This window comes from Allobosea sp. 10N428 (assembly GCF_056394545.1).
In genome coordinates this window covers 857,960-879,002 of the sequence record NZ_JBFTIC010000001.1, presented here as the reverse complement: position 1 = coordinate 879,002, position 21,043 = coordinate 857,960, and the positions used below count along the sequence as shown (strand labels likewise).

At 65.1% G+C, this 21,043-nt stretch carries 17 protein-coding genes; 10 read left to right on the top strand and 7 right to left on the bottom strand.

What is annotated here, in order from left to right; translation table 11 throughout:
- Positions 1-21: 21 nt before the first annotated feature.
- The 5 genes from AC1DDA_RS04085 to AC1DDA_RS04065 form a co-directional block, all read right to left on the bottom strand.
- The gene (locus tag AC1DDA_RS04085; protein ID WP_476794747.1) at positions 22-501 is read right to left on the bottom strand and encodes a VOC family protein; all 480 of its coding nucleotides are present in this window, start codon (positions 499-501) and stop codon (positions 22-24) included.
- Positions 502-531: 30 nt separating this feature from the next.
- Entirely contained in the window at positions 532-1,263 is a 732-nt protein-coding gene (locus AC1DDA_RS04080; RefSeq protein WP_441512275.1) for an ABC transporter ATP-binding protein, read from the bottom strand.
- Entirely contained in the window at positions 1,250-3,031 is a 1,782-nt protein-coding gene (locus tag AC1DDA_RS04075) for a branched-chain amino acid ABC transporter ATP-binding protein/permease (RefSeq protein ID WP_476794746.1), read from the bottom strand. Before AC1DDA_RS04075 ends, AC1DDA_RS04080 begins: the two co-directional genes overlap by 14 nt.
- On the bottom strand, positions 3,028-3,903 hold the full coding sequence (locus AC1DDA_RS04070) for a branched-chain amino acid ABC transporter permease (protein WP_476794745.1): 876 nt from the start codon (positions 3,901-3,903) through the stop codon (positions 3,028-3,030). Before AC1DDA_RS04070 ends, AC1DDA_RS04075 begins: the two co-directional genes overlap by 4 nt.
- A 188-nt stretch (positions 3,904-4,091) precedes the next feature.
- Positions 4,092-5,246 carry an ABC transporter substrate-binding protein gene (locus AC1DDA_RS04065; protein WP_476794744.1) on the bottom strand — a complete coding sequence of 385 codons (1,155 nt, stop codon included), beginning with the start codon at positions 5,244-5,246 and terminating at the stop codon, positions 4,092-4,094.
- A 646-nt stretch (positions 5,247-5,892) separates the two neighbouring features.
- Between AC1DDA_RS04065 and AC1DDA_RS04060 the strand changes: the two genes are divergently transcribed.
- The 6 genes from AC1DDA_RS04060 (at position 5,893) to AC1DDA_RS04035 (ending at position 12,582) form a co-directional block, all read left to right on the top strand.
- Positions 5,893-7,485, top strand: coding sequence for an ABC transporter substrate-binding protein (locus AC1DDA_RS04060; RefSeq protein ID WP_476794743.1), 1,593 nt, complete (start codon positions 5,893-5,895; stop codon positions 7,483-7,485).
- Between the two features lie 137 nt (positions 7,486-7,622).
- On the top strand, positions 7,623-8,636 hold the full coding sequence (locus tag AC1DDA_RS04055; RefSeq protein ID WP_476794742.1) for an ABC transporter permease: 1,014 nt from the start codon (positions 7,623-7,625) through the stop codon (positions 8,634-8,636).
- 3 nt (positions 8,637-8,639) lie between these two features.
- Entirely contained in the window at positions 8,640-9,539 is a 900-nt protein-coding gene (locus AC1DDA_RS04050; protein ID WP_476794741.1) for an ABC transporter permease, read from the top strand.
- Positions 9,540-9,692: 153 nt separating this feature from the next.
- Positions 9,693-11,414, top strand: a complete 1,722-nt coding sequence (locus AC1DDA_RS04045) for a dipeptide ABC transporter ATP-binding protein (RefSeq protein ID WP_476794740.1) — start codon at positions 9,693-9,695, stop codon at positions 11,412-11,414.
- A gap of 34 nt (positions 11,415-11,448) precedes the next feature.
- Positions 11,449-11,829: an oxalurate catabolism protein HpxZ gene (gene hpxZ / locus AC1DDA_RS04040; RefSeq protein ID WP_476794739.1), complete on the top strand. Its 381-nt coding sequence runs from the start codon at positions 11,449-11,451 to the stop codon at positions 11,827-11,829.
- A 75-nt stretch (positions 11,830-11,904) separates the two neighbouring features.
- Positions 11,905-12,582, top strand: a complete 678-nt coding sequence (locus AC1DDA_RS04035) for a GntR family transcriptional regulator (protein WP_476794738.1) — start codon at positions 11,905-11,907, stop codon at positions 12,580-12,582.
- On the opposite strand, the gene atzF is transcribed toward AC1DDA_RS04035, so the two are convergent.
- Complete coding sequence (gene atzF / locus AC1DDA_RS04030) at positions 12,564-14,369, bottom strand: allophanate hydrolase (RefSeq protein WP_476794737.1); 1,806 nt, start codon at positions 14,367-14,369, stop codon at positions 12,564-12,566. The two genes, AC1DDA_RS04035 and atzF, sit on opposite strands and share 19 nt — an antisense overlap.
- A gap of 188 nt (positions 14,370-14,557) precedes the next feature.
- Between atzF and AC1DDA_RS04025 the strand changes: the two genes are divergently transcribed.
- The 3 genes from AC1DDA_RS04025 to AC1DDA_RS04015 are packed head-to-tail and all read left to right on the top strand — an operon-like array spanning position 14,558 to position 16,883.
- Positions 14,558-15,259 (top strand): cysteine hydrolase family protein, encoded by a 702-nt coding sequence (locus AC1DDA_RS04025; protein ID WP_476794736.1) that lies wholly within the window; start codon positions 14,558-14,560, stop codon positions 15,257-15,259.
- Positions 15,256-15,483 carry a DUF4089 domain-containing protein gene (locus tag AC1DDA_RS04020; RefSeq protein ID WP_476794735.1) on the top strand — a complete coding sequence of 76 codons (228 nt, stop codon included), beginning with the start codon at positions 15,256-15,258 and terminating at the stop codon, positions 15,481-15,483. Before AC1DDA_RS04025 ends, AC1DDA_RS04020 begins: the two co-directional genes overlap by 4 nt.
- Positions 15,480-16,883 (top strand): AtzE family amidohydrolase, encoded by a 1,404-nt coding sequence (locus tag AC1DDA_RS04015; protein ID WP_476794734.1) that lies wholly within the window; start codon positions 15,480-15,482, stop codon positions 16,881-16,883. The genes AC1DDA_RS04020 and AC1DDA_RS04015 overlap by 4 nt, the downstream gene beginning before the upstream one ends.
- A 171-nt stretch (positions 16,884-17,054) precedes the next feature.
- On the opposite strand, the gene AC1DDA_RS04010 is transcribed toward AC1DDA_RS04015, so the two are convergent.
- Positions 17,055-18,545, bottom strand: coding sequence for a glycosyl transferase family protein (locus tag AC1DDA_RS04010; RefSeq protein ID WP_476794733.1), 1,491 nt, complete (start codon positions 18,543-18,545; stop codon positions 17,055-17,057).
- Positions 18,546-18,754: 209 nt separating this feature from the next.
- Between AC1DDA_RS04010 and AC1DDA_RS04005 the strand changes: the two genes are divergently transcribed.
- A complete protein-coding gene (locus AC1DDA_RS04005) occupies positions 18,755-20,995 on the top strand; it encodes a TonB-dependent receptor (protein WP_476794732.1) in 2,241 nt (746 codons plus the stop codon).
- Positions 20,996-21,043 lie beyond the last annotated feature (48 nt).

The following is a 21,043-nucleotide window of genomic DNA, read 5'->3' as shown; positions in this document are numbered from 1 at the left end:
GCTGCAAGTCGGCCGGGGCGATCAGCCGCGTCGTGCCGCCTCGATCGCGGCGACATCGATTTTCCGCATGGTCATCATCGCGGCAAAGGCGCGCTTGGCCTCCTCGCCGCCGATAACCAGCGCGTCGGTCAGCACGCGCGGCGTGATCTGCCAGGAGATGCCCCATTTGTCCCTGCACCAGCCGCAGGCGCTCTCCTCGCCGCCATTGCCGACGATGGCGTTCCAGTAGCGGTCGGTCTCCTGCTGGTCGTCGGTGGCGACCTGGAACGAGAAGGCCTCGCTGTGCTTGAAGGTGGGGCCGCCATTGAGGCCGAGGCAGGGTATGCCGAGAACCGTGAAGGTGACCGTCAGCACATCGCCGGCCTTGCCGGAAGGAAAATCGGTGGGCGCACGGAAGACCGCGTCGACGGCGCTGTCGGGAAAGGTCTGGGCGTAGAAGCGTGCCGCGGCCTCGGCGTCCTTGTCGTACCAGAGGCAAATCGTGTTCTTGGCAGTCGTCATTGCGTTTCCTTTCGAAAAGCGCTCCGGCGGTCAGGCTGCGGCGGTGCGTCCGCCGAGATAGGCAGCGCGGATTTCCTCGTTCGACCAGAGCTGTTCCGGCGTGCCCGAGAGTACAAGCTTGCCGGTTTCCAGCACATAGCCGCGATCGGCCACCGACAGGCCCATGCGGGCGTTCTGCTCGACCAGCAGCACCGTCGTGCCGCGCCGACGGATCTCGGCGATGATCGCGAAGACTGCCTGGACGATGACCGGCGCCAATCCTAGCGACGGCTCGTCGAGCAGCAGGATGCGCGGTTTCGCCATCAGGCCGCGCGCGACCGCCACCATCTGCTGCTGGCCGCCCGAGAGCGTCCAGCCCAGCGCATTGGCGAAGCGGCGGATGTCGGGGAAGAGGTCGAACATCTCGTCCGCCTCGCGCCTGATCGCGGCGGTCTTCAAGCCGGGCCGGTTCGAGGCGCCGAGCATGATGTTCTCGCGCACGCTCAACCCCGGAAAGACGCGCCGGCCTTCCGGCACATGGGCGATGCCGCGGCGCACGATCGCCTCTGGCCTAAGGCCGACGATCGACTGGCCTTCGAAGAGGATGTCGCCCGAGGCCGGCTTCGCGAGGCCGGAGATGGCGCGCAGCGTGGTGGATTTGCCGGCCCCGTTCGAGCCGAGCAGGGTGACGACCTCGCCGGCCTCGACGACGAGCGAGATGCCGTCGACGGCTTCGACCTCGCCGTAGCGAACGACGAGGGATTTCAGTTCAAGCAGGGACATCGGGTGCCGTTCCCAGATAGGCCGCGATCACGTCGGGATGCTTCAGCACGTCGGCGGAATAGCCGTCGGCGATGCGGCGGCCGAAGTTCAGCACGGTAATGTGCTGCGCGACCTCGCTCACCAGGGTCATGTCGTGGTCGATGATGAGGATGGTGAGGCCGCGGGCCGAGATGCGCTTGAGCAGATTGCGCAGATCGACCTTCTCCGAGGAGTTGAGCCCCGCGCCGGGCTCGTCGAGCAGAAGCAGGACCGGGTCGCCCGCCAGCGCGCGGGCGATCTCGACCGCACGCTGATGGCCGTAGGAAAAATTCGCCACGACCTCGTCGGCCCGGTCCTCCAGATCGACGAAGGCGAGCGCCGCCCGCGCACGCGCCAGCAGCGCGGCGGGGTCGTTGCCGATCGGGCTTCCTGGGCGCTCGGCACCGACCATGACGTTCTCCAGCGCCGTCATCGAGCGCCAGAGCCGGATGTTCTGGAAGGTGCGGCCGAGCCCGGCCCTGGTGCGGGCATGCGGCGGCAGGTCGGTGACATCCTGCCCGTTGAGCTTGATGGTTCCGGCCGTTGCCCGGTAGAGGCCGGAGAGGACGTTCAGCGTCGTGGTCTTGCCGGAGCCGTTCGGGCCGATCAGGGCATGCACGCCGCCGCGCTTGATGGTGAGATCGACCTCGTCGACCGCCTTGAGGCCGCCGAAATGCTTGGAGAGCCCGCGCACCTCCATCACGGTCTCGGTGCCTTCACCGCCGCCCGACAGTTGCAGCGTCGCGGCCGTCCGGCCGGGCAGCGCGGCCCGCTTGAAGCGGTCGAGCTGGCCGCGCAGGAAGCCCCAGATGCCGTCCGGCATGAACAGCACGATCAGGATCACCGCCGCGCCATAGATCGCGAGATAGAGGCCGGGGATGCTCTTGAGGAAGCGCAGCCATTCCGGGATCAGGATCAGCAGGCCCGTGCCGATGACGGCGCCGACCGGCGAGGCGACGCCGCCAAGCAGCACCATGGTCAGGAACACCACCGACTCCGCGAAGGAGAACTGGTCCGGGCTGACATAGGCGAAGCCGCCGGCGAAAAGACCGCCGCCGATGCCGCCGAGGATGGCGGAGAGGGCGAAGGCCGTGACCTTGGTGCGGTAGACGTCGATGCCGGCGACGCCGGCGGCGAGTTCGTTGTCGCGCACCGCCCGCATGGCGCGGCCGAGCTTGGTGTCGCGCAGGCGCCAGACCAGATAGCCGAGTATGCCCAGCAGCGCGATGCAGAGCGCGAGATAGGTCGAGCCGTCCGTGAATAGCGGTGGCCGCGGGATGGCGCGGACGCCGTCGGGACCCTTGGTGACGGGAATCCAGTTGATCAGGACGAGGGTGACGATCTGCTGGAAGGAGATCGTCACCATGGCGAGGTAATGGCCGCCGAGCCGGAGCGTCGAGGCGCCGAGCAGCGCGCCGAAGCCGGCGGCAAGGCCGGTGCCGACCAGCAGGCAGACCCAGAAATTCAGGCCGTAATCGGTCTGGCCGAGGCCGACCGCATAGGCGCCGAGCCCGAAGAAGGCAGCCTGCGCCAGATTGATCTGGCCGCAGAGCCCCAGCACTATCGTCAGCCCGAGCACGGCGATGGCATAGGTCGTCGCCTGCATCGAGATGTTGAGGACATAGCCGGTCTTGGGGACGATGATGGCGAGCGTCATCGCCGCGAGGACGAGCAGGATATAGGCCGGGACGCCCCAGCGCAGACGCGGCCGGATGTCGTCTGTGGCGGCGGTGGTTTCGGTCGTGCTCATGCTTTTTCCGCCACGCGCTCGCCGAAGATGCCTTGCGGCCGGAAGATCAGGAAGGCGATCAGCACCAGGAAGGCGAAGCCGTCCTTGTAGGGCACGGAGATATAGGCGGCGCCGAAAGTCTCGATGACGCCGAGCGCGAGGCCGCCGATGATCGCGCCCGTCACGTCGCCGAAGCCGCCGATGATGGTGGCTGCGAAGGCCTTGAGCGCGATGGTCGCGCCCATGCCGATCGAGACGAAGAGGACCGGCGCGACGAGGATGCCCGCAATCCCGCCGATCACCGCCGAATAGACGAAGGTGATCATGATCATCACTGCGACGGGAATGCCGAGCAGCGAGGCCGTCTCCTTGTCCTGCGAGGTCGCCTGCAACTTCTTGCCGAGCAGGGTGTGCTCGAAGAACCAGTATTGCAGCGCGACCAGCAGCGCGGTCACGACGATGATCAGGACGTATTGGTTGTCGAGATAGACCGGGCCGAGCATGAAGCCGGGCGTGTCGAACCAGCCGGAGAGCACCTCCGGCTCCGGTCCGTGGATCGCGAGCGTGGTGTTGGCCATGAAGATCGAGGCGCCGATCGTCGAGATGATGACCGGCAGGTAGGTGCGGTGGCGCAGCGGATAATAGACCGCGAGATTGAAGACCGCGCCGAGCCCCGCCATGCAGACCAGAGCGATGATGAAAGCCATCCAGTAGGGCAGGCCGATCTTGACCGAGAAGACCACCATCAGGAAGGCGGCCACCATCGAGAACTCGCCTTGGGCGAAATTCACGACATTGGTGGCCCGGAAGATCAGGACGAAGCCGAGCGCGACCAGCGCATAGACCGAGCCGATGCCGATCCCGGTGAAAAGAAGCTGAAGAACGAGATCCATCTGTCTACCGCGCTTGCGTGGAGCCGATCGGTCCTTCGCGACGAACGGCGCGAGGCCGCCCGCCCCAAAAGGCGTGGTACGAGATGCGCCGTGCGCCGTGCGCCTTTCGCCGTGCGAGGTTCGTTGTCGAGCCCCGCGCGGCTGCCGGATCCCCGCTTCGCAGAGAAGCCGGCGCGCCTCGGCGGGAATCAGCCGAGCTTCGGCGTGAAGTCGAGCCGTTTGTCGAACTTGATGTCGCCCTTGTCGTTCTTGACGATGTTGTAGCCGTGCAGGCCGTCACCGTTCTTGTCGAAGTTGTATTGGCCTTCGGCGCCGTTATGGCCGCGGATCGCCAGCATGGCCTCGCGCACCTTGTTGGGCTCGGTCGAGCCCGCCTTGTTCATCGCCATGGCGAGGCAGGTCACGGCGTCGTAGGTCCAGGACGACTGGTTGTCGGGCGCGACCTTGCGGACATCGCGATAGGCCTTGCCGAAGGCCTTGGAGGCATCGCTCGAGTCCTCGGCATAGTCCGCCACGCCATAGGTGTTGTACAGCGCCGGGCCGGCGAGCTTGAGCGCCGAGATGTTGACGATCGAGGGCGAGCCGACCCAAGGGATGGTGACGCCGAGCTGACGCAATTGACGGGCGAAGATGCCGAGATCGGTCTCGAAGGTGAAGTAGGTGCCGAGGATGTCTGCGCCGGACTGGCGCACGGCCAGAACGACCGGCGTGAAATCCTGGCTCTGGTTGGCATAGCCCTGGTCGAGCGCGAGCGTCGCGCCGTTGTCGGGCAGGGCATCGGCAAGCGCCTTACCGCCGGCCGTGCCGAAGGCGTCGGTCGAATGGACGATCGCCCATTTCTTCTTGCCGAGCTCCTTGACGCCGAACTGCGCGATGACCTTGCCGGAATAGGAATCGTTCGGGCGGAAGCGGAAGAGCCAGGGATTGCCGAGCTTGGTCAGGTTCGGGTCCGTGCCGCCGAAGCCGACGGGCTTGCCGATCTTCAGCATATCGGGCGCCATCGCATGCATCTGCGTGGAGCGGATCGAGCCGATGAAGGCGACGATGTCGGGCTGGCTGGCGAGCTTGGAGAAGGCGAGGACCGCGCCGGGATTGGTGGTCTGGTCGTCCTCGAAGATCAGTTCGAGCGGCTTGCCGAGCACGCCGCCGGCCTTGTTGACCTGTTCGAGCGCGATCTTGGCGCCGGTCTGGGCGAAGGAGCCGGATTCGGCGGCGGCGCCGGTCATCGGCACGACCATGCCGAGTTTGACGGTGGCGCCTTGGGCGTAGGCAGTCCGTATGACGGCCGGGGCGGCAATGGTACCGGCGAGAACGGTCGTAAACCCGCGACGGGTCAGGTGCATCGTTATCCTCCCGATTTAATGGATTAGATCGGATCTGAGCGCCCGATTGCCGTCATGATGAAATATCTACGCCTCTGTCTGAACAGCGTCGTTGTCATCCTTTAGTCTATGGCCGAGGCGGGCTTCGTAGGTTCTGCATTGCGACGTGCGCGGGTGGAGATCGTCTTCGCGCCATCGCCAACCAAATTGACGCCGGGCCCGATCGACGGCCGATGCGGAATCGAGAGCGGGCCATCGATGCTCGTCCGCCGCCACGGCTCGCCCGCCAGCTGCCTGCGCCGACATGAATCCAGGTGCTTGGACGGACTGCCGGGACAGCCACGTTTGCTGCGCTGGCAGCCGATCTGCCGCGTAAATCAGTGAAGTATCGATAGCAGCGCTTCTGCGCCCCTGCTGGTCATGCGGGGCGAGCGCTCGCGATAGACCACATCTGGCCATGTGCCGTGGTGAAATTACTGGCAGCGTATAAATTGGTGAATTATTGAGCGAGGGATCTCAAATTGTATGCATGACTGCGCGTTTGCCCTGCGCAATCAGTGCCCATCCCCGGCACGGGAGCGCTTCAAGCCCGGCACGGTAACTGCATTGCCCCTCCCGAACGGAAGCGTCCGGCGCAGAGCGGCGTCGGCTATCTCGGGAGAGCACCATGGCCATCACGCGTCGCGCCGCCATTGCCGGAGGCCTGTCCGCGCCATTCCTGATGTCGGGGCGCGCCAGCGCGCAATCACCAAGCCGCGCCGAAACCTTGCTGCTGGTGCAGGAATATGGGCCGAACAGCCTGGACATGCAGGGCATCGGCGCCTCGCAACCTGTGAACGGCGTGGCGCTCAACTGCTATGACCGTCTGCTGYGCTTCAAACCCGTGCCGATCCCCGGCGGTGGCGGCAACCAAGTTTCGATGGGTGAGCTCGAAGGCGAGCTTGCGGAAAGCTGGCAGGTCGCCTCCGACGGCATGAGCTGCACCTTCAAACTGCGCGATGCCAAGTTCCATTCCGGCCGCCCCGTCACGGCCAGGGATGTGAAGTGGTCGCTGGACCGCGCCGTTATCATCGGCGGCTTCGCCACCACACAGATGAACGCCGGCTCGCTGGAGAAGCCGGAGCAGTTCGTTGCCGTCGACGACAAGACTTTCCGAATTGATTTCCTGCGCAAGGACAAGCTGACCATGCCGAATCTGGCGGTCACGATCCCCTTCGTCTTCGACTCCGAACTGGCGATCAAGAACAGCGGCGGCGATCCGCTCGCGAAGGAATGGCTGAAGAACAATGTAGCGGGCTCCGGCGCCTTCAAAGTCGAGAGCTGGAAGCCCGGCGTCGAGACGATCTATGTGCGCAATGACGCCTGGGCTAGCGGGAAGCTGCCGCAGCTCAAGCGCATCATCGCGCGCGACATCGCCTCGCCTTCGACGCGCCGCGCGCTCATTGAGCGCGGTGACGCCGACGTCTCCTACGGTCTGCCCCCTAAGGATTTCAAGGATTTGCTCGACGGCGGCAAGATCAACGTCGTCGGCGTTCCCATTCCCAACGGTGTCTGGGGCCTCTATCTCAACAGCCAGGTCGGGCCGTTCAAGGATGCCCGCCTGCGCCAGGCCGTCGCATGGGTGCTGCCCTACGACAAGATGCTGCAGGCCTCGCTCTTTGGTCGCGGCGTCGACATGTCCGGGGGACCTGAGACTCCGCCGCCGGCCTGGCCGACGCCCTTCGCCTACAAGACCAATGTCGAGAAGGCGAAGGCGCTCGTCGCGTCCGCCGGTGGCGGCTTCTCGACCACGCTGCAGTTCGACGCCGGAAACGCGACCGTGGCCGAGCCGATGTCCGTGCTCATCAAGGAAGCGCTGGGCGCGATCGGCATCGAGGTTGAGATCGCCAAGATTCCCGGCGCGAATTTCCGCACCGAGATCGCCAAGAAAACCAATCCGATGACGCTGAACCGCTTCGCCGGCTGGCTCGATTATCCCGATTACTATCTGTTCTGGACGATGCACGGCAACAATTCGATCTTCAATATCGCCAATTACCAGAACCCGGAGCTCGACAAGCTGATCGATGCTGCCCGCTTCACCACGGACACAGCCGCGTACCAGAAGTTCGTGGTCGACTTCGTCAAACTGGTCGAGCGCGAAGTGCCGATGATCCCGATCTCTCAGCCGACCCACGACGTCGCGATGCAGAAGTCGATCGGCGGCTACCAGTTCCAGCCCTGCCGCGAGCCGGACTTCCGCTACTTCACTAAGGGGTGAGGGGCGTTTTTGACGAGCAGGTGCCATGCGCCTGCTCGTCATCCTCGGGCTCGGCCCGAGCATCTCGATCAAGCGATTCTCGGGTCTGCGCTGCGTTCCGCCCGAGAATGACGCAAGCAATCTCGGGGGAACTGTACATGCTCGGCATGATCGCCGCCCGTTTGAAGACGACGATCCCTTCGGTGATCGGCGTCATCATCGTGACTTTTCTGCTGACGCGCGTGTTGCCTGGCGACACTGCCGCCTATTTTGCGGGCCCCGCCGCCTCGAAGGAGGCCATCGCCGATATCCGCGGCAAGCTTGGGCTCGATCAGCCGCTGCCGGTCCAGTTCGCGTCCTATGTGACAGCGCTGGTTAAAGGCGATCTCGGCACTTCGCTGACGACGGGACAGCCGGTCACGGCCGATCTGGCGCAGCGCCTGCCGGCTTCGGCCGAGCTCACGCTGATCGGCCTGCTGATCTCGATGGCGATCGCGCTGCCGCTCGGCGTGCTGGCGGCCGTGCGGCAAGGCTCCTGGATCGACCATCTCTGCCGGATCGTCGCGACAGCCGGCGTCTCGCTGCCGGTGTTCTTCACCGGACTGCTGCTGGTCTACGTCTTCTATTTCATCCTCGGTTGGGCGCCGGCTCCGCTCGGGCGGCTCGATGTCTTCTTCTCGGAGCCGCCCCGCGTCACCGGCTTCCTGCTGGTCGACAGCCTGATCGCGCGCGATCTCGAGATCTTCCGGGCCGCGCTCGCGCAATTGCTGCTGCCGGCGCTGACGCTCGCGATCTTCTCGCTGGCGCCGATCACGCGCATGACACGCGCCTCGATGCTGGCCGTGCTCGGCGCCGATTTCGTGCGTACGGCGCGCGCCAGCGGCCTGTCGAGCCGCAAGGTCATCGGCACCTACGCCTTCCGTAACGCCATGCTGCCGGTGGTCACCACGCTGGGCATGGTCTTCTCCTTCCTTCTCGGCGCCAATGTGCTGGTCGAGAAGGTCTTCGCCTGGCCGGGCGTCGGCTCCTATGCGGTGGAGGCGCTGCTGGCCTCCGACTATGCGCCGATCCAGGGCTTCGTGCTGACCATGGCGATCCTCTACGTCGCGCTGAACCTCATGATCGACATCCTCTACGGCGTCATCGACCCCCGTGTCCGGCTGGAGGGCTGAGTCATGAACGAGTTGAGCAAGATCGAGCCCGCCCAGCTGCGTTTCGAGGCTCCGCCCTCGACATCCCTGCTGGCCCATGCCCGGCATATCGTCGCGGAAAACCCCGTGACCGGCTTCGCCTTCGGGCTGTTCGCGCTGATCCTGCTGGCGGCGATCTTCGGCCCTTGGCTCGTGCCCTATGATCCGCTGGCCTCGAACACGAATGCGGCCCTGCAGGGGCCGAGCGCGGCGCATTGGTTCGGAACCGACCAGCTCGGCCGCGACATCTTCAGCCGCGTGGTCGCGGCGACGCGGCTCGATTTCTCGATCGCCGTTGCCTCGGTCGCACTGGTCTTCCTGCTCGGCGGGCTTGCCGGCGTCATGGCCGGCTTCTTCGGCGGCTGGGTCGACACGCTGGTCGGGCGCGTCGCCGACACGATCATGGCCTTTCCGCTCTTCGTGCTGGCGATGGGCATCGTCGCGGCGCTCGGCAACAGCGTGACCAACATCGTCATCGCCACCGCCATCATCAATTTCCCGCTCTACGCACGCGTAGCCCGCGCCGAGGCGAATATCCGCCGCGAGGCCGGCTTCGTGCAGGCGGCGAGGCTCTCGGGCAATTCGGAATGGCGGCTGCTGCTGACCCAGATTGTGCCCAACATCATGCCGATCATGGCCGTGCAGATGTCGCTGACCATGGGCTACGCCATCCTGAACGCGGCGGGCTTGTCCTTCATCGGCCTCGGCGTCCGGCCGCCGACCCCGGAATGGGGCATCATGGTTGCTGAAGGCGCGAGCTTCATCGTCTCGGGCGAGTGGTGGGTCGCCTTCTTTCCGGGCCTTGCGCTGATGACCGCGGTGTTCTGCTTCAACCTGCTCGGCGACGGCGTGCGCGACCTCGTCGATCCCCAGCGGAGGAATTGAGATGGCGAACCGAGCTGTCATTCCGGGGCGCTGCGCAGCAGCGAACCCGGAACCCACGGGCAGGGGCACTGCCTGTTCAACCGCTATCGTTCACCCGGTCGTGGGTTCCGGGTTCTCGCCATGCGAGCCCCGGAATGACAAGGGGAGCGCTCTATGAGTGCTCCACCCCTCCTCGATGTCAGGAACCTCACCGTCGAATTCGCGACCCGCCGTGGCACGGTGCAGGCCGTGAAGGCAATCGACATCAGCGTCGGCAAGGGCGAGACGGTCGCGATCGTCGGCGAATCCGGCTCCGGAAAGTCCGTGACGTCCTACGCGGTAGTCCGCATCCTCGACCGGGCCGGCCGGGTTGCGGAAGGTTCGATCGCCTTCTCCGGCGTCGATCTGGTCTCCGCGACCGAGGCCCAGATGCGCGACCTGCGCGGCCGCGAGATCTCGATGATCTTCCAGAATCCGCGCGCCGCGCTGAATCCGATCCGCAAGGTCGGCAAGCAGATCGAAGACGTGCTCGTCCAGCATGTCCAGGCGACGCGCGCGACCGCGCGGGAGAAGGCGATCGAGGCGCTGGAGAAGGTCAGGATCGCGCGGCCGGCCGAACGCTATGACGCCTATCCGTTCGAGCTTTCCGGCGGCATGTGTCAGCGCGTGGTCATCGCTTTGGCGCTGGCCTGCCAGCCGCAGCTGCTGATCGCGGACGAGCCGACGACCGGCCTCGATGTGACCACGCAGAAGGCGGTGATGGACCTCATCGTCGAGCTGACGCGCGAGCGCGGCATGTCGACCATCCTGATCACACATGATCTCGGCCTCGCCGCCGCCTATTGCGACAAGGTCGTCGTGATGGAGAAGGGCCGCGTCGTCGAGACCGCGAGCGCCGCCGACATCTTCCGCAATCCGCAGCATCCCTATACGCGCAGGCTGATGAAGGCGACGCCGCGCATCGGAATGAGCCTGCGCGATCTTTTGCCGGAGGACCAGGCGAAGCGGGCGGCTTCCACCCAGCCGGCCGCGCGCTCCGGCGCGCGCCCACCACCAAGCTCCGCCGGCGCAACGCCGCTTCTCGTCGTCGAGAATCTCGTCAAGGAATATCCTCGCCCGGCCAAGGGCTCGTTCCTCGCCAAGCTCATGGGCAAGGCGGAGCCGGACCAGCCGGCCTTCCGAGCCGTCGACGGGATCGGGTTCGAGGTGCGCCGCGGCGAGACGCTGGGCCTCGTCGGCGAATCCGGCTGCGGCAAGTCGACGACCTCGATGATGGTCAACCGGCTGCTCGATCCGACGTCCGGTCGCATCATCTTCGATGGGCAGGATATCGGCGCGATTCCGGCGAAACAGTTCGCCGCATCGCCCTTCCGGCGGCGCATCCAGATGGTGTTCCAGGATCCGACCGACAGCCTCAATCCGCGCTTTACGGCCGAGCGGGCTATCGTCGACCCAATCCTGCGCATGGGGAGCGTCCGGGGCCGCGCCGCGCTCAGGGCCCGCTGCGAGGAGCTGGCGCAGCTCGTCGGCCTGCCGGTGGAGCTGATCGACCGCTTCCCGCATCAGCTCTCGGGCGGCCAGAAAGCGCGCGTCGGCATCGCGCGGGCAATCGCGCTCGACCCCGATCTCGTCATCCTCGACGAGCCGACAGCCGCTCTCGACGTCTCCGTCCAGGCCGTCGTGCTCAACCTGCTCGAGGAGCTCAAGCAGCGGCTCGGCATGAGCTATATCTTCGTCTCGCACGACCTCAACGTCGTGCGCTTGCTCTGCGACCGGGTGATCGTGATGCGCAGCGGGCAGATCGTCGAGCAGGGCACGGCCGAGGCTGTCCTCGGTGCGCCCACGGCGGAGTATACGAAGGAATTGCTCACCGCGATTCCGCATCCGCCGGCATGACGCCTCCTTCACCCGCACGTCGAAGCAACAGGCCATGAAGATCAACGATCCCGCCATCCTTGCGGAAGTAGAAGCCGCTTTCGCCGAATATGAGAAAGCGCTGACCACGAACGATGTCGAGACGCTCGACAAGCTTTTCAGGAACGCCCCTGAAACCCTGCGCTACGGCGTCGGCGAGAACCTTTATGGCTATGCGGAAATCGCGGCCTTCCGGGCGGGGCGCTCGCCCGTAGGGCTGATGCGGGTGCTGGAACGGACCCGGATCACCACCTATGGCGATGACTTCGCCACCGCGAACACGCTGTTTCGCCGGGATGGCATGACCGGCAAGATCGGGCGCCAAAGTCAGAGCTGGGTCCGGTTTCCGGAAGGCTGGCGCGTCGTGGCGGCTCATGTCAGCATCATCGCCGAATGAGCGGCGGGGATGACCGAGCGAATCTTGCCCGCTAGGCCAGGCGCCCCGGCGGCTCCGCTTACGCGACCGGCCGGCATGCGACGCAGTGCGACCCAGCCCGATGCCGAAGCGGGTGCTCTTACCCGCACCGAGAGCCTGCGCCTCCAGCTCGCCGACGAGATCGTCTCGGGCTTGCTCGCGCCCGGACAGGCTCTTGACGAGCAGGCATTGGCCGGACGCTTTGGTGTCTCGCGCACGCCGGTCCGCGAAGCCATTCGCCAGCTATCCGCCTCGGGGTTGGTGCAGGTCAGGCCGCATCGTGGCGCGCTCGTCGCGTTGCCGACACCGGAGCAACTCCACGACATGTTCGAGGCGATGGCGGAGCTGGAAGCGCTCTGCGCCGGGCTTTCCGCCCGCAACATGAGCGCTGCCGAGCGCCATGCGCTGGAGACGATCCATCAAGAGCTGCGCGGACTGGTGCACCAGGGCGATCCGCTGCGCTACCACGAACGCAACGAGGCCTTTCACGGCGCGATCTATGCCGGCACCCATAACGGCTATCTGGCCGAGATGACGCTGATGACGCGCAAGCGCGTCGCGCCGTTCCGGCGGGCGCAGTTCCGCACGACCGGGCGGCTCGGAGGCTCCTGGCAGGAACATGACGTGATCGTGCAGGCGATCCTGCGCGGCGACCGGCAGGCCGCCACTGATGCGATGCGGGCCCATATCGGCTTCGTGCGCGATGCCTTTCGCAGCTATGCGGGGGCGCGCTGAGCCGACTGCGCCGCGACGAAGGCGCGCCAGCCGCCGAAGTGGGTGACGTCCCGCGCGTCCTGCGTCGCCACGGCCTCGCACAGGAAGCCCTTGACCAGCGTGCCGTCGGCCAGCCTCAGCGTGCCGATCCCCAGCGGCGCGGGAATACCGGCGACGAAGCGGCCGAAGCCCTCCGGCGGCAGCGACCAGACCTCCAGCGAGATGGCTCCGCCGCCATTCGCGACGCGCACCAGGCCCGGCCGCATCGGCGGGCCACCCGGCAAGGCGAAGAGCCGGTAGTCGGGCGTCGTCGTCGTCGCGCGGATAAAACTGCCGCCCAGAGCCGTCAGCTCGCCATTGAGCGGCATGCCTGAAAGATGGGCGCCGACGACCGCGATCTCGATGCCGCCGGGTTCCGCCGAAGTCGGCCAATCCGGCGCCGCCGGCATGGGACGGCCGGTTGCGCCGAGCGGCAGGCCGCTGGCGGCATGGAAGGCGCGCCCGAAGCCTGCAAGAGCCGCATCCTGTGCCACTGGCGCGATCAGCGTGACACCGGCCGCCGTGCCGTCGCTTGCGACGCTGACCGGCAAAGCGAGTGCGCAAAGATCCAGCAGGTTCACGAAATTGGTATAGCGTCCAAGCATGGAGTTGGCGCCGATGGGATCAGCCGCCATCTCGGCGATGGTCACCGGGCGGGGAACCGTCGGCACCATCAGGGCGTCGACGGCCTTCATCGTGGCCTTGGCCGCTAGCGCGAGTTCCGCCAGGCGATAGCGCGCGGCGAAGGCGGCTGCGGCATCCGGCAAGGGCTTGCCGGCGATGACCTGTCGGATCACCGGCAGGATCGCATCTGGATCGCTCGTGTAGAGATCACGGATGGCGAGCCAGCGTTCGGCGACCCAGGGGCCATCATAGAGCAGCCGCGCGGTCTCGTAGAAGGGCGCAAAGTCGAGCGGGACGATCTCGGCTCCAAGCGCTGCCGCCCGCTCGAGCGCCGCCTCGTAGCTCGCTTCGGCAAGGCGATCACCGGCGAAATCGCGATCGGCCGGGCCGGGCACGCCGAGCCGGATCGAGGGCGGTGCGGCGCCGGGGCGGCCGAGCGGTAGCGACCTCGAAAACGGATCGGCCGGATCGAGCCCCGCCATGACATCGAGCACCGCCCAGGCATCATCCACCGTCAGCGCGAAGATGGAGATGCAGTCCAGCGTGCGGCAGGCCGGCACGACGCCGGCGCTCGGTACCAGCCCGACACTTGGCTTGAGCCCAACGAGGTTCTGCAAGCCTGCGGGAACGCGCCCCGAGCCGGCCGTATCCGTGCCGAGCGCAACCGGCACGATTCCGGCCGCGACCGCGCTCGCCGAGCCGGAGCTCGACCCGCCGGAAACGAGGTCGGCCCGCAGCGCGTTGCGTGGCGTCCCATAGGGCGAGCGCGTGCCGTTGAGCCCAGTCGCGAACTGGTCGAGATTGGTCTTGCCGATGACGATCGCGCCTTCTGCCCGGAGCCGCCCGACGGCGCTCGCATCTTGTGTCGGCGTGTAGGCGAAGGCGGGGCAGGCGGCGGTCGTGGGCAGGCCCGCGACGTCGATATTGTCCTTCACGGCGATCGGTATACCCCAGAGCCTGCGGCCTCGCGGCCCTTCCGCCTGCAAGCGCTCGGCTTCCGCGACGACCTCTGCTTCAGGGCGCAGCGCGATGAACATCGCCGGGTCGCCATGCGCCCGCCAGCGCGCATAGCAGCCCGTCACGGTCTCGCTGAGGCGCCGGGCTCCCGCGAGATGCGCGGCCAAAAGCTCGGTCAGGGTTTGCACGCGGCGGCCTCCATCATAATGCCCAAAGGGCAGGCAGTTCCCATGGGCATGCATGCAAGAGTTGTGCGCGCGGCTCGGCATTGCGGCCGGCCGCGCCGAAAACCCGGCGATCGCCGATGACGGCCGCGCCGGAGCGGGCGGGCACGCGCCTTGCAGAGCCTTCGGCATCTGTCGCCCAGGGAGTCGCTATGGGTCGTCTCGTCATTCCGGCTCAGCCCGCGCCTTTCGCGCTCGAACCAGAGCGAACCGCCTTGCTGATGATCGACATGCAGCGCGACTTTCTCGAACCCGGTGGCTTTGGCACGGCACTCGGCAACGACGTCTCGCGGCTCCGCACCGCCATTGCCCCGTGCCGAAGCTTGCTCGACACTGCGCGAGAGGCCGGTCTTTTCATCATTCACACGCGCGAAGGCCATCGCTCCGATCTCTCGGACGCGCCGCCCGCCAAGCTGGAGCGCTCTTCTCCGGGCAAGCGGATCGGCGCCTGCGGCCCGATGGGCCGCATCCTCGTGCGCGGCGAGCCCGGCCACGACATCATTGCCGAACTCGCTCCGCTTTCCGGCGAACCCGTCGTCGACAAGCCCGGCAAGGGCGCCTTCTACCAGACGGATATCGACCTGATGCTGCGCAATCGCGGCATCGCCTTCCTGATCGTCGCCGGTGTCACCACCGAGGTCTGCGTCCACACTACCATCCGCGAAGCAAATGATCGCGGCTATCGCTGCCTCGTACCCGGCGACGCCTGTGCCTCTTACGTCCCGGAGTTCCACGAGGTCGGGCTGCGGATGATCGCGGCCCAGGGCGGCATCTTCGGCTGCGTCACGACCAGCGCCGAGATTGGCGCGGCCTTTGTGGCAGCGCTCGTTCGCATGGAGAGAGCGGAAGCATGAAGACGGCAGACAATTCGCCCGGAGGCTTCGACCCCGCCCGCCATCTCGAGGTGATGGCCCCGACGCTGGGCCTGGCGATCAGCGAGGCACAGAAGCCGGTCGTGCTGCAGTTCCTTGCGATCGCCCACAACATGGCGCGGATCGTCGACGCGACGCCGCTGGCCGACGACAGGCTGGAGCTGGCGCCGACATTCCGCCCCGGCCTGCCGGGAGGTGACCGATGAGCGCCGCCTTCGCCACGGCTCACGAGGTCGCCCGCAGGATTCGCGACGGGGAGGCTACCGCCGAGGAGGTGGTCGCAGCGGCGCTCGCCCGCATCGCAAGGCTCGATCCGCAGGTGAACGCTTTCACCGACGTGACGGCGCAGCGCGCCTTGGAGCAGGCACGCGTGGTCGACGTTGCCCGATCGCGCGGTGAGCCGCTTGGGCCGCTGGCAGGCGTGCCTTTCGCCGCCAAGAACCTGTTCGACATCGCCAGCCTACCGACGCGCGCCGGCTCGAAGATCAATCGTGAGCGGCGGCCGGCCGCGCGGGACGCGGTGCTCGTCGAACGTCTCGCCGCGGCCGGCGCGATCCTGCTCGGCGGCCTCAACATGGGCGAATATGCCTATGACTTCACCGGAGAGAACGCCCATGACGGCCCCTGCCGGAACCCGCACGATCTGGCGCGGATGGCCGGTGGCTCCTCCTCGGGCTCCGGTGCGGCGACTGCCGCAGGCTTCGTGCCGATCGCGCTCGGCTCCGACACCAACGGCTCGATCCGCGTCCCGGGCTCGCTTTGCGGGGTTTTCGGGCTCAAGCCGACTTATGGGCGCCTGCCGCGCACGCGTTCGTTTCCCTTCTGCGATTCCCTCGACCATCTCGGACCGTTGGCGCGGGACGCAACCGATCTCGCGCTTTCCTACGACCTGATGCAGGGCCCCGATGCGGGCGACCCGGCCTGTGCACAGCGGCCGGTCGAGCCGGTGATGCCGCATCTGCATGATGGGCTCTCGGGGCTGCGCATCGCCGTGGCGGCCGGCTATTTCGCGACCGACGGCATGCCGGAAGCTGACGCTGCAGTTGCAGCGGTGGCCAAGGCACTCGACGCGAAGCCGGGCTTGATCATGGAGGGCGCCGCGATCGCACGCGCCGCCGCCTTCCTGATCACCAATGCGGAAAGCTCGACCTTCCATCTGCCGCGCCTGCGCGTACGGGCCGATGATTTTGATCCCGAAACGCGCGATCGCTTCCTGGCGGGCGCCCTGCTGCCGGCCGCGTGGTATGTCCAGGCACAACGTGCTCGCCGCTGGTTCCATGACGAGATGATGCGTTGTTTCGCCGAGGTCGATCTTATTATCGCGCCGGCCACGCCATGCCCGGCGCCGCTCATCGGTCAAAAGACCTTGGAGGTCAGGGGCGAGACTCTTCCGCTGCGCCCAAGCCTGGGGCTGTTCACGCAGCCGATCTCTTGCATCGGGCTGCCCGTTGTGGTCGTGCCGGTCCGGGGCGGCGGGCTTCCGATCGGGGTCCAGCTCATCGCACCGCCGTGGCGGGAGGACATTTGCCTGAGAGCGGCCTACGCGCTGCAGGAAATGGGCCTGTGCAGGGTCGGATCTTCGGCAAGCCTCCACAGTCTCCGCTGATCGAGCGCCGCCGAACCAGCGCTCGGGCGCGACGGCGAGAGCTGCAGCAACCCAAGTCGACTGCACTCCCGCGCTCGGCTGTTTCAGCCGGCAGCAGTTCGAGGATCGACACGCCCGGCTCTTGGTCAAAACTGCAGCCTGATCCTGTCTGTCCGCAGGGGCGCACTCCGGCTAACTGAAGCGTTCCTGCCAAAGGAGACGCGCTTCCTCCAGAGCGCGTGGGTAGTCATCAGCTCCCTGTTTGCGAATGGTCAGAAGCGCTACCGCGGCCGTGTTGACAACCACTTCGACCGCGCGCGCGTCGCGTTCTGCCCCTGCCCAAACCGCTTCCCAGTTTTCCATGACTGAATAGACCGAGCGAGGTGGCGACCTGATCTCGTTCTGCATGGGAAGTATCACCTCGTCCGAGATACCGTCGCAGAGGCGATAGATTTTGGCGGTCTTGAACGGATTGAACTCGGCAACATCGCGGGCGCTGGCTAGTACCGACATTCCCGGCCATTGCAGCAGGTGGGCAGCATCCCGATGCATGCCATGGTAAGTGATGCGGGCGACGCCTGCCAAAATGGCATCGGCTCCCAGTGGGTTGAGCATGTGCACCACTGAATGGATGGGAGTTCGAGACTCGAACACTGGGTAAAGGTCCAGTAGATTTTGTAATTGGGCTCCAAGGGACCGAAGCGACAAGAAGGCAATACCGTCGGACTTGAGTTGCTTTCGGACGTCGGATGGCGATGAACATTTTCGAATGCCCAGTTTTTCCAAACCGAGTTCGGTGAGACTGCTGGCTGCGTCAGTCGTCGGTCCGTGCAGAAGGACCCGATACCCGGCATTGGCGACAAGGCGTGCTGCCTGAAGGAACCATGGTGGACGCGGCGACTGCCTGGGCAGATAGGCCGGCCAGTCGAGATCGACGCCGTCAGGGGACGGCCCTGCTGTTTGACTAAAACGACGAGCTGCGGAGACCATACCGGCAAGTTCAGGCGCGGTCTCGCGCCTATAGTGCATCAGGAGGAGAAACGCGCCAATCTGAAGCGGATCCGCTTGCCCGTTGAGAATGATCTCAAAGCCATCGTCAGCCTCTGCTTGGGTCAATGGCCGGGAGTTGCCAATGCCACGCCCCATCAAAGCCAGATAGCCAGCCAGGCGTCGTCGGGGATCAGAGGTATTCGCGAGCTCAGCCAAATCTTTTGCGAATTCCACAGGAGTGGGCTGACCATCGAGCAACACGCTTGGCCGGATTCCCAGGGGAGGGGACCGGCGCGACAGCGGTTTGGAGCCACGGTGCTCATTCTGCTCTGCGGCTGGCAAATCGTAATTGCGATCGAGCACGCGCTCCACGTCGGATGCAAGATTCCGTAAGGCCAGGCGCATCGCTTCCGCCCGTGGTGTGGGAACCAACTGGCGTCCGGTTCTCACAAAGATCGGATCGCCGACCTCTGCGCGGATCTGCCCCAGAAGGCGGCTCATCGCAGGTGCACTCAAGCCGAGTTGAGCAGCTGCGCCTTTGACGCTGCCTGTAACCAATAGGACGTCCAGCGCCATGAGAAGGCGCAATCTGCGCAGATGGCTTGAACGGGGCGCGCCCACCTCGCGAGTTGACGCAGGCTTGAAAGGCAACTGAGCATCAATCAAGTCCGAGAGACGGGAAGTCGTGTTCACTGTTTCGATCTCGTTGCATCGCCGGAGAATGTTGGGAGATCGTATATGCCTCACTCAAGTCGAATTCAGCATGAAGTTTGATTTTATAATCGCTCTAAAATGCGCAAAACAAAACTTAGACGTGACCTGAAACATCGGTGTTGCGACCGCAGTTTTCCAACCCTTATAGCCTTTTGGATTGCTGAAAGCGGGCTTGGGGTGCGCCGAAGATGAACCAGGACAGGGATCGCGAATCCTCCTCCCAGAACACGTGGGTTTTGGGGCTCACCGTGGGCGCCGCCGCACTCGTTCCATTTGAGGTCATGGCTCAGGCGGCTGGTGAAGCATCAATTGATCTGCCGACGATCGACGTGCAGGGCGGTGCCGGAGGGAACACACTGCAAGCGCAAACCGGTGTCGACCGTCTGCCCGGGCGCGTCAAGGACATTCCGCAGGTTGTCAACGTTGTGCCGCAGGAGATCATCCAGCAGCAGAGGATAACGACGCTCGAACAAGCCCTCCGCAACGTCCCGGGCATCACCGTCGCGATCGGGGAGGCCAATGGCGGGCCGAACGGCGACCGTTTCCGCATCCGCGGTTTTGAGGCGTTCGGCGACAACTATGTCGACGGTCTACGTGATTTTGGCGTCTATGTCCGCGACAGCTTCAACTACGAGCAGGTGCAAGTGCTCAAAGGGCCGTCTTCCGAGAGCTTTGGCGTCGGTACCTCCGGTGGCGCGATCAACACGACCTCGAAGCAAGCAGGCCTTGGTGATCGTTATGACGTGAACGGCTCGTTTGGCACCGGCGCGTTGGCCCGTGGAACGTTCGACGTCAACAAGCAGATCAACGAAACAACGGCGCTGCGCATCAATGGGATGGCAAATCGGCAAGACATTGCCGACCGTGATGGCGTCAAGTCAGATCGGTGGGGGCTTGCCGCCTCGCTGGGCATGGGGCTGGGCACGGACACGACCTGGCACCTGAACTATTTCCACCAGCACAATGACCGCACGCCGGACTATGGTGTTCCGATGATCGGCAGGACTGCCTCGACTATACGTCGACCGGTGACTGAATTCGGCATTCCGCGGAACTTCTACTACGGGAAATCCAGCGATGAGGACATCTCCGACGTCGATATGATCACCTCGCGTTTCAAGACGAAGGTGACGGATTGGCTGACGTTCAGCAACGACACGAGGCTCTCACATTACGATCGCCGATTCAGCGCGACGACCCCAAGCTGCGACCAGGCTTGCGCAAACACGTTCTTCGCTGGTGGAAACCCGATCATCGTCTACGGTGCCGGCGGCGGCCCAACTTATGAGCAGAAGGCCTGGGGTATCCAGAATGTGTCCACCGGCATCGCCAAGTTCCACACCGGCTTCCTGCGCCACGAGTTGATCTTCGGGCTCGACCTGAACCACCAGGACGACAAGCGGCAGGGCTTTTCATACTCTCCCGCGAAGAATCCGATTCCGCGCCTCTGGTCCCCGAATACGTGGGCGAACTATGCGATCTTGCCGAATCCGAACAATGTGAAACGCTCGGAATCCGACGATGTCGCGCTTTTCGCGAGCGACCGTGTGTGGCTCACCGACCAGTTCTCGATCCTGGGCGGCGTTCGCTGGGACTATTTCCGTTCCAAATACGATTTAACCGCAGCGACGGGGCGAACAATCACGTATGCGGATGCCAATTTTTGGAGTCCAAAGGCAAGTCTGATCTGGGAGCCGACCAAGGACTACACCTTCTACGCTTCGTTTGCGTCGGCAGCGAACCTGCCCTTCGGGCAGTATGTTGCCTCCGACGTCAATCCGATCGTCGCCGCACGCACAAATCTTGATCCCGAGACGACGGACACTTTTGAGCTTGGTGCAAAGATCGGTCTTCTCGACGGGCGCCTCGGATTAACCGCGGCTGTATTCCAAGTGACGAAAAACAATGCCTATTACTCCGACCCGACGAGTGGCGTCCTGACGCAGACAGGAGAAAAGCAGCGGGTTCGAGGTTTCGAAGCGGGCCTCTCCGGCAAGGTGACCGATGCCTGGGCCGTCAATCTCGCTTATGCCTATCTCGACAGCGAGATCGTCGGCACGAACGTCGTGGCCAATAAGGGCAATCCGGTGCCGGGCGTGCCAAAAAATTCGGTTTCGCTGTGGACGACGTATGATGTTGCGACGCTTTTCGCAGGCGCGGTGCCGGGAAGTCTATTGGTGGGGGGCGGCTTCACCTATCGCGACAAGATGTATATCCGCAACGACGAGATGGCAGAGCTTCCGTATAGCTTCTCGCTCGATGCGCTGATTTCCTATGAATACGGAAACTGGCGCGTGGCGCTCAACGGCTACAATCTTACGGACCGGCTGAATTACGACTCGTTCTTCCAAGGCGAAAACCTGAATACGGCGCGTGCAATACCGTCAGCTGGACGCACAGTGGTGCTGACGGTGGGAGCCACCTTCTGAGCCAGCGATCAACGCAGCCTTGATCTGGATGGAAGGCCGGTCTCGGTC

What these genes read in the sequence shown, in the direction of transcription:
- AC1DDA_RS04085 (WP_476794747.1), bottom strand. Translation starts at nt 501, where the DNA reads ATGACGACTGCCAAGAACACGATTTGCCTCTGGTACGACAAGGACGCC.
- AC1DDA_RS04080 (WP_441512275.1), bottom strand. Translation starts at nt 1,263, where the DNA reads ATGTCCCTGCTTGAACTGAAATCCCTCGTCGTTCGCTACGGCGAGGTC.
- AC1DDA_RS04075 (WP_476794746.1), bottom strand. Translation starts at nt 3,031, where the DNA reads ATGAGCACGACCGAAACCACCGCCGCCACAGACGACATCCGGCCGCGT.
- AC1DDA_RS04070 (WP_476794745.1), bottom strand. Translation starts at nt 3,903, where the DNA reads ATGGATCTCGTTCTTCAGCTTCTTTTCACCGGGATCGGCATCGGCTCG.
- AC1DDA_RS04065 (WP_476794744.1), bottom strand. Translation starts at nt 5,246, where the DNA reads ATGCACCTGACCCGTCGCGGGTTTACGACCGTTCTCGCCGGTACCATT.
- AC1DDA_RS04055 (WP_476794742.1), top strand. Translation starts at nt 7,623, where the DNA reads ATGCTCGGCATGATCGCCGCCCGTTTGAAGACGACGATCCCTTCGGTG.
- AC1DDA_RS04050 (WP_476794741.1), top strand. Translation starts at nt 8,640, where the DNA reads ATGAACGAGTTGAGCAAGATCGAGCCCGCCCAGCTGCGTTTCGAGGCT.
- AC1DDA_RS04045 (WP_476794740.1), top strand. Translation starts at nt 9,693, where the DNA reads ATGAGTGCTCCACCCCTCCTCGATGTCAGGAACCTCACCGTCGAATTC.
- hpxZ (WP_476794739.1), top strand. Translation starts at nt 11,449, where the DNA reads ATGAAGATCAACGATCCCGCCATCCTTGCGGAAGTAGAAGCCGCTTTC.
- AC1DDA_RS04035 (WP_476794738.1), top strand. Translation starts at nt 11,905, where the DNA reads ATGCGACGCAGTGCGACCCAGCCCGATGCCGAAGCGGGTGCTCTTACC.
- AC1DDA_RS04025 (WP_476794736.1), top strand. Translation starts at nt 14,558, where the DNA reads ATGGGTCGTCTCGTCATTCCGGCTCAGCCCGCGCCTTTCGCGCTCGAA.
- AC1DDA_RS04020 (WP_476794735.1), top strand. Translation starts at nt 15,256, where the DNA reads ATGAAGACGGCAGACAATTCGCCCGGAGGCTTCGACCCCGCCCGCCAT.
- AC1DDA_RS04015 (WP_476794734.1), top strand. Translation starts at nt 15,480, where the DNA reads ATGAGCGCCGCCTTCGCCACGGCTCACGAGGTCGCCCGCAGGATTCGC.
- AC1DDA_RS04005 (WP_476794732.1), top strand. Translation starts at nt 18,755, where the DNA reads ATGAACCAGGACAGGGATCGCGAATCCTCCTCCCAGAACACGTGGGTT.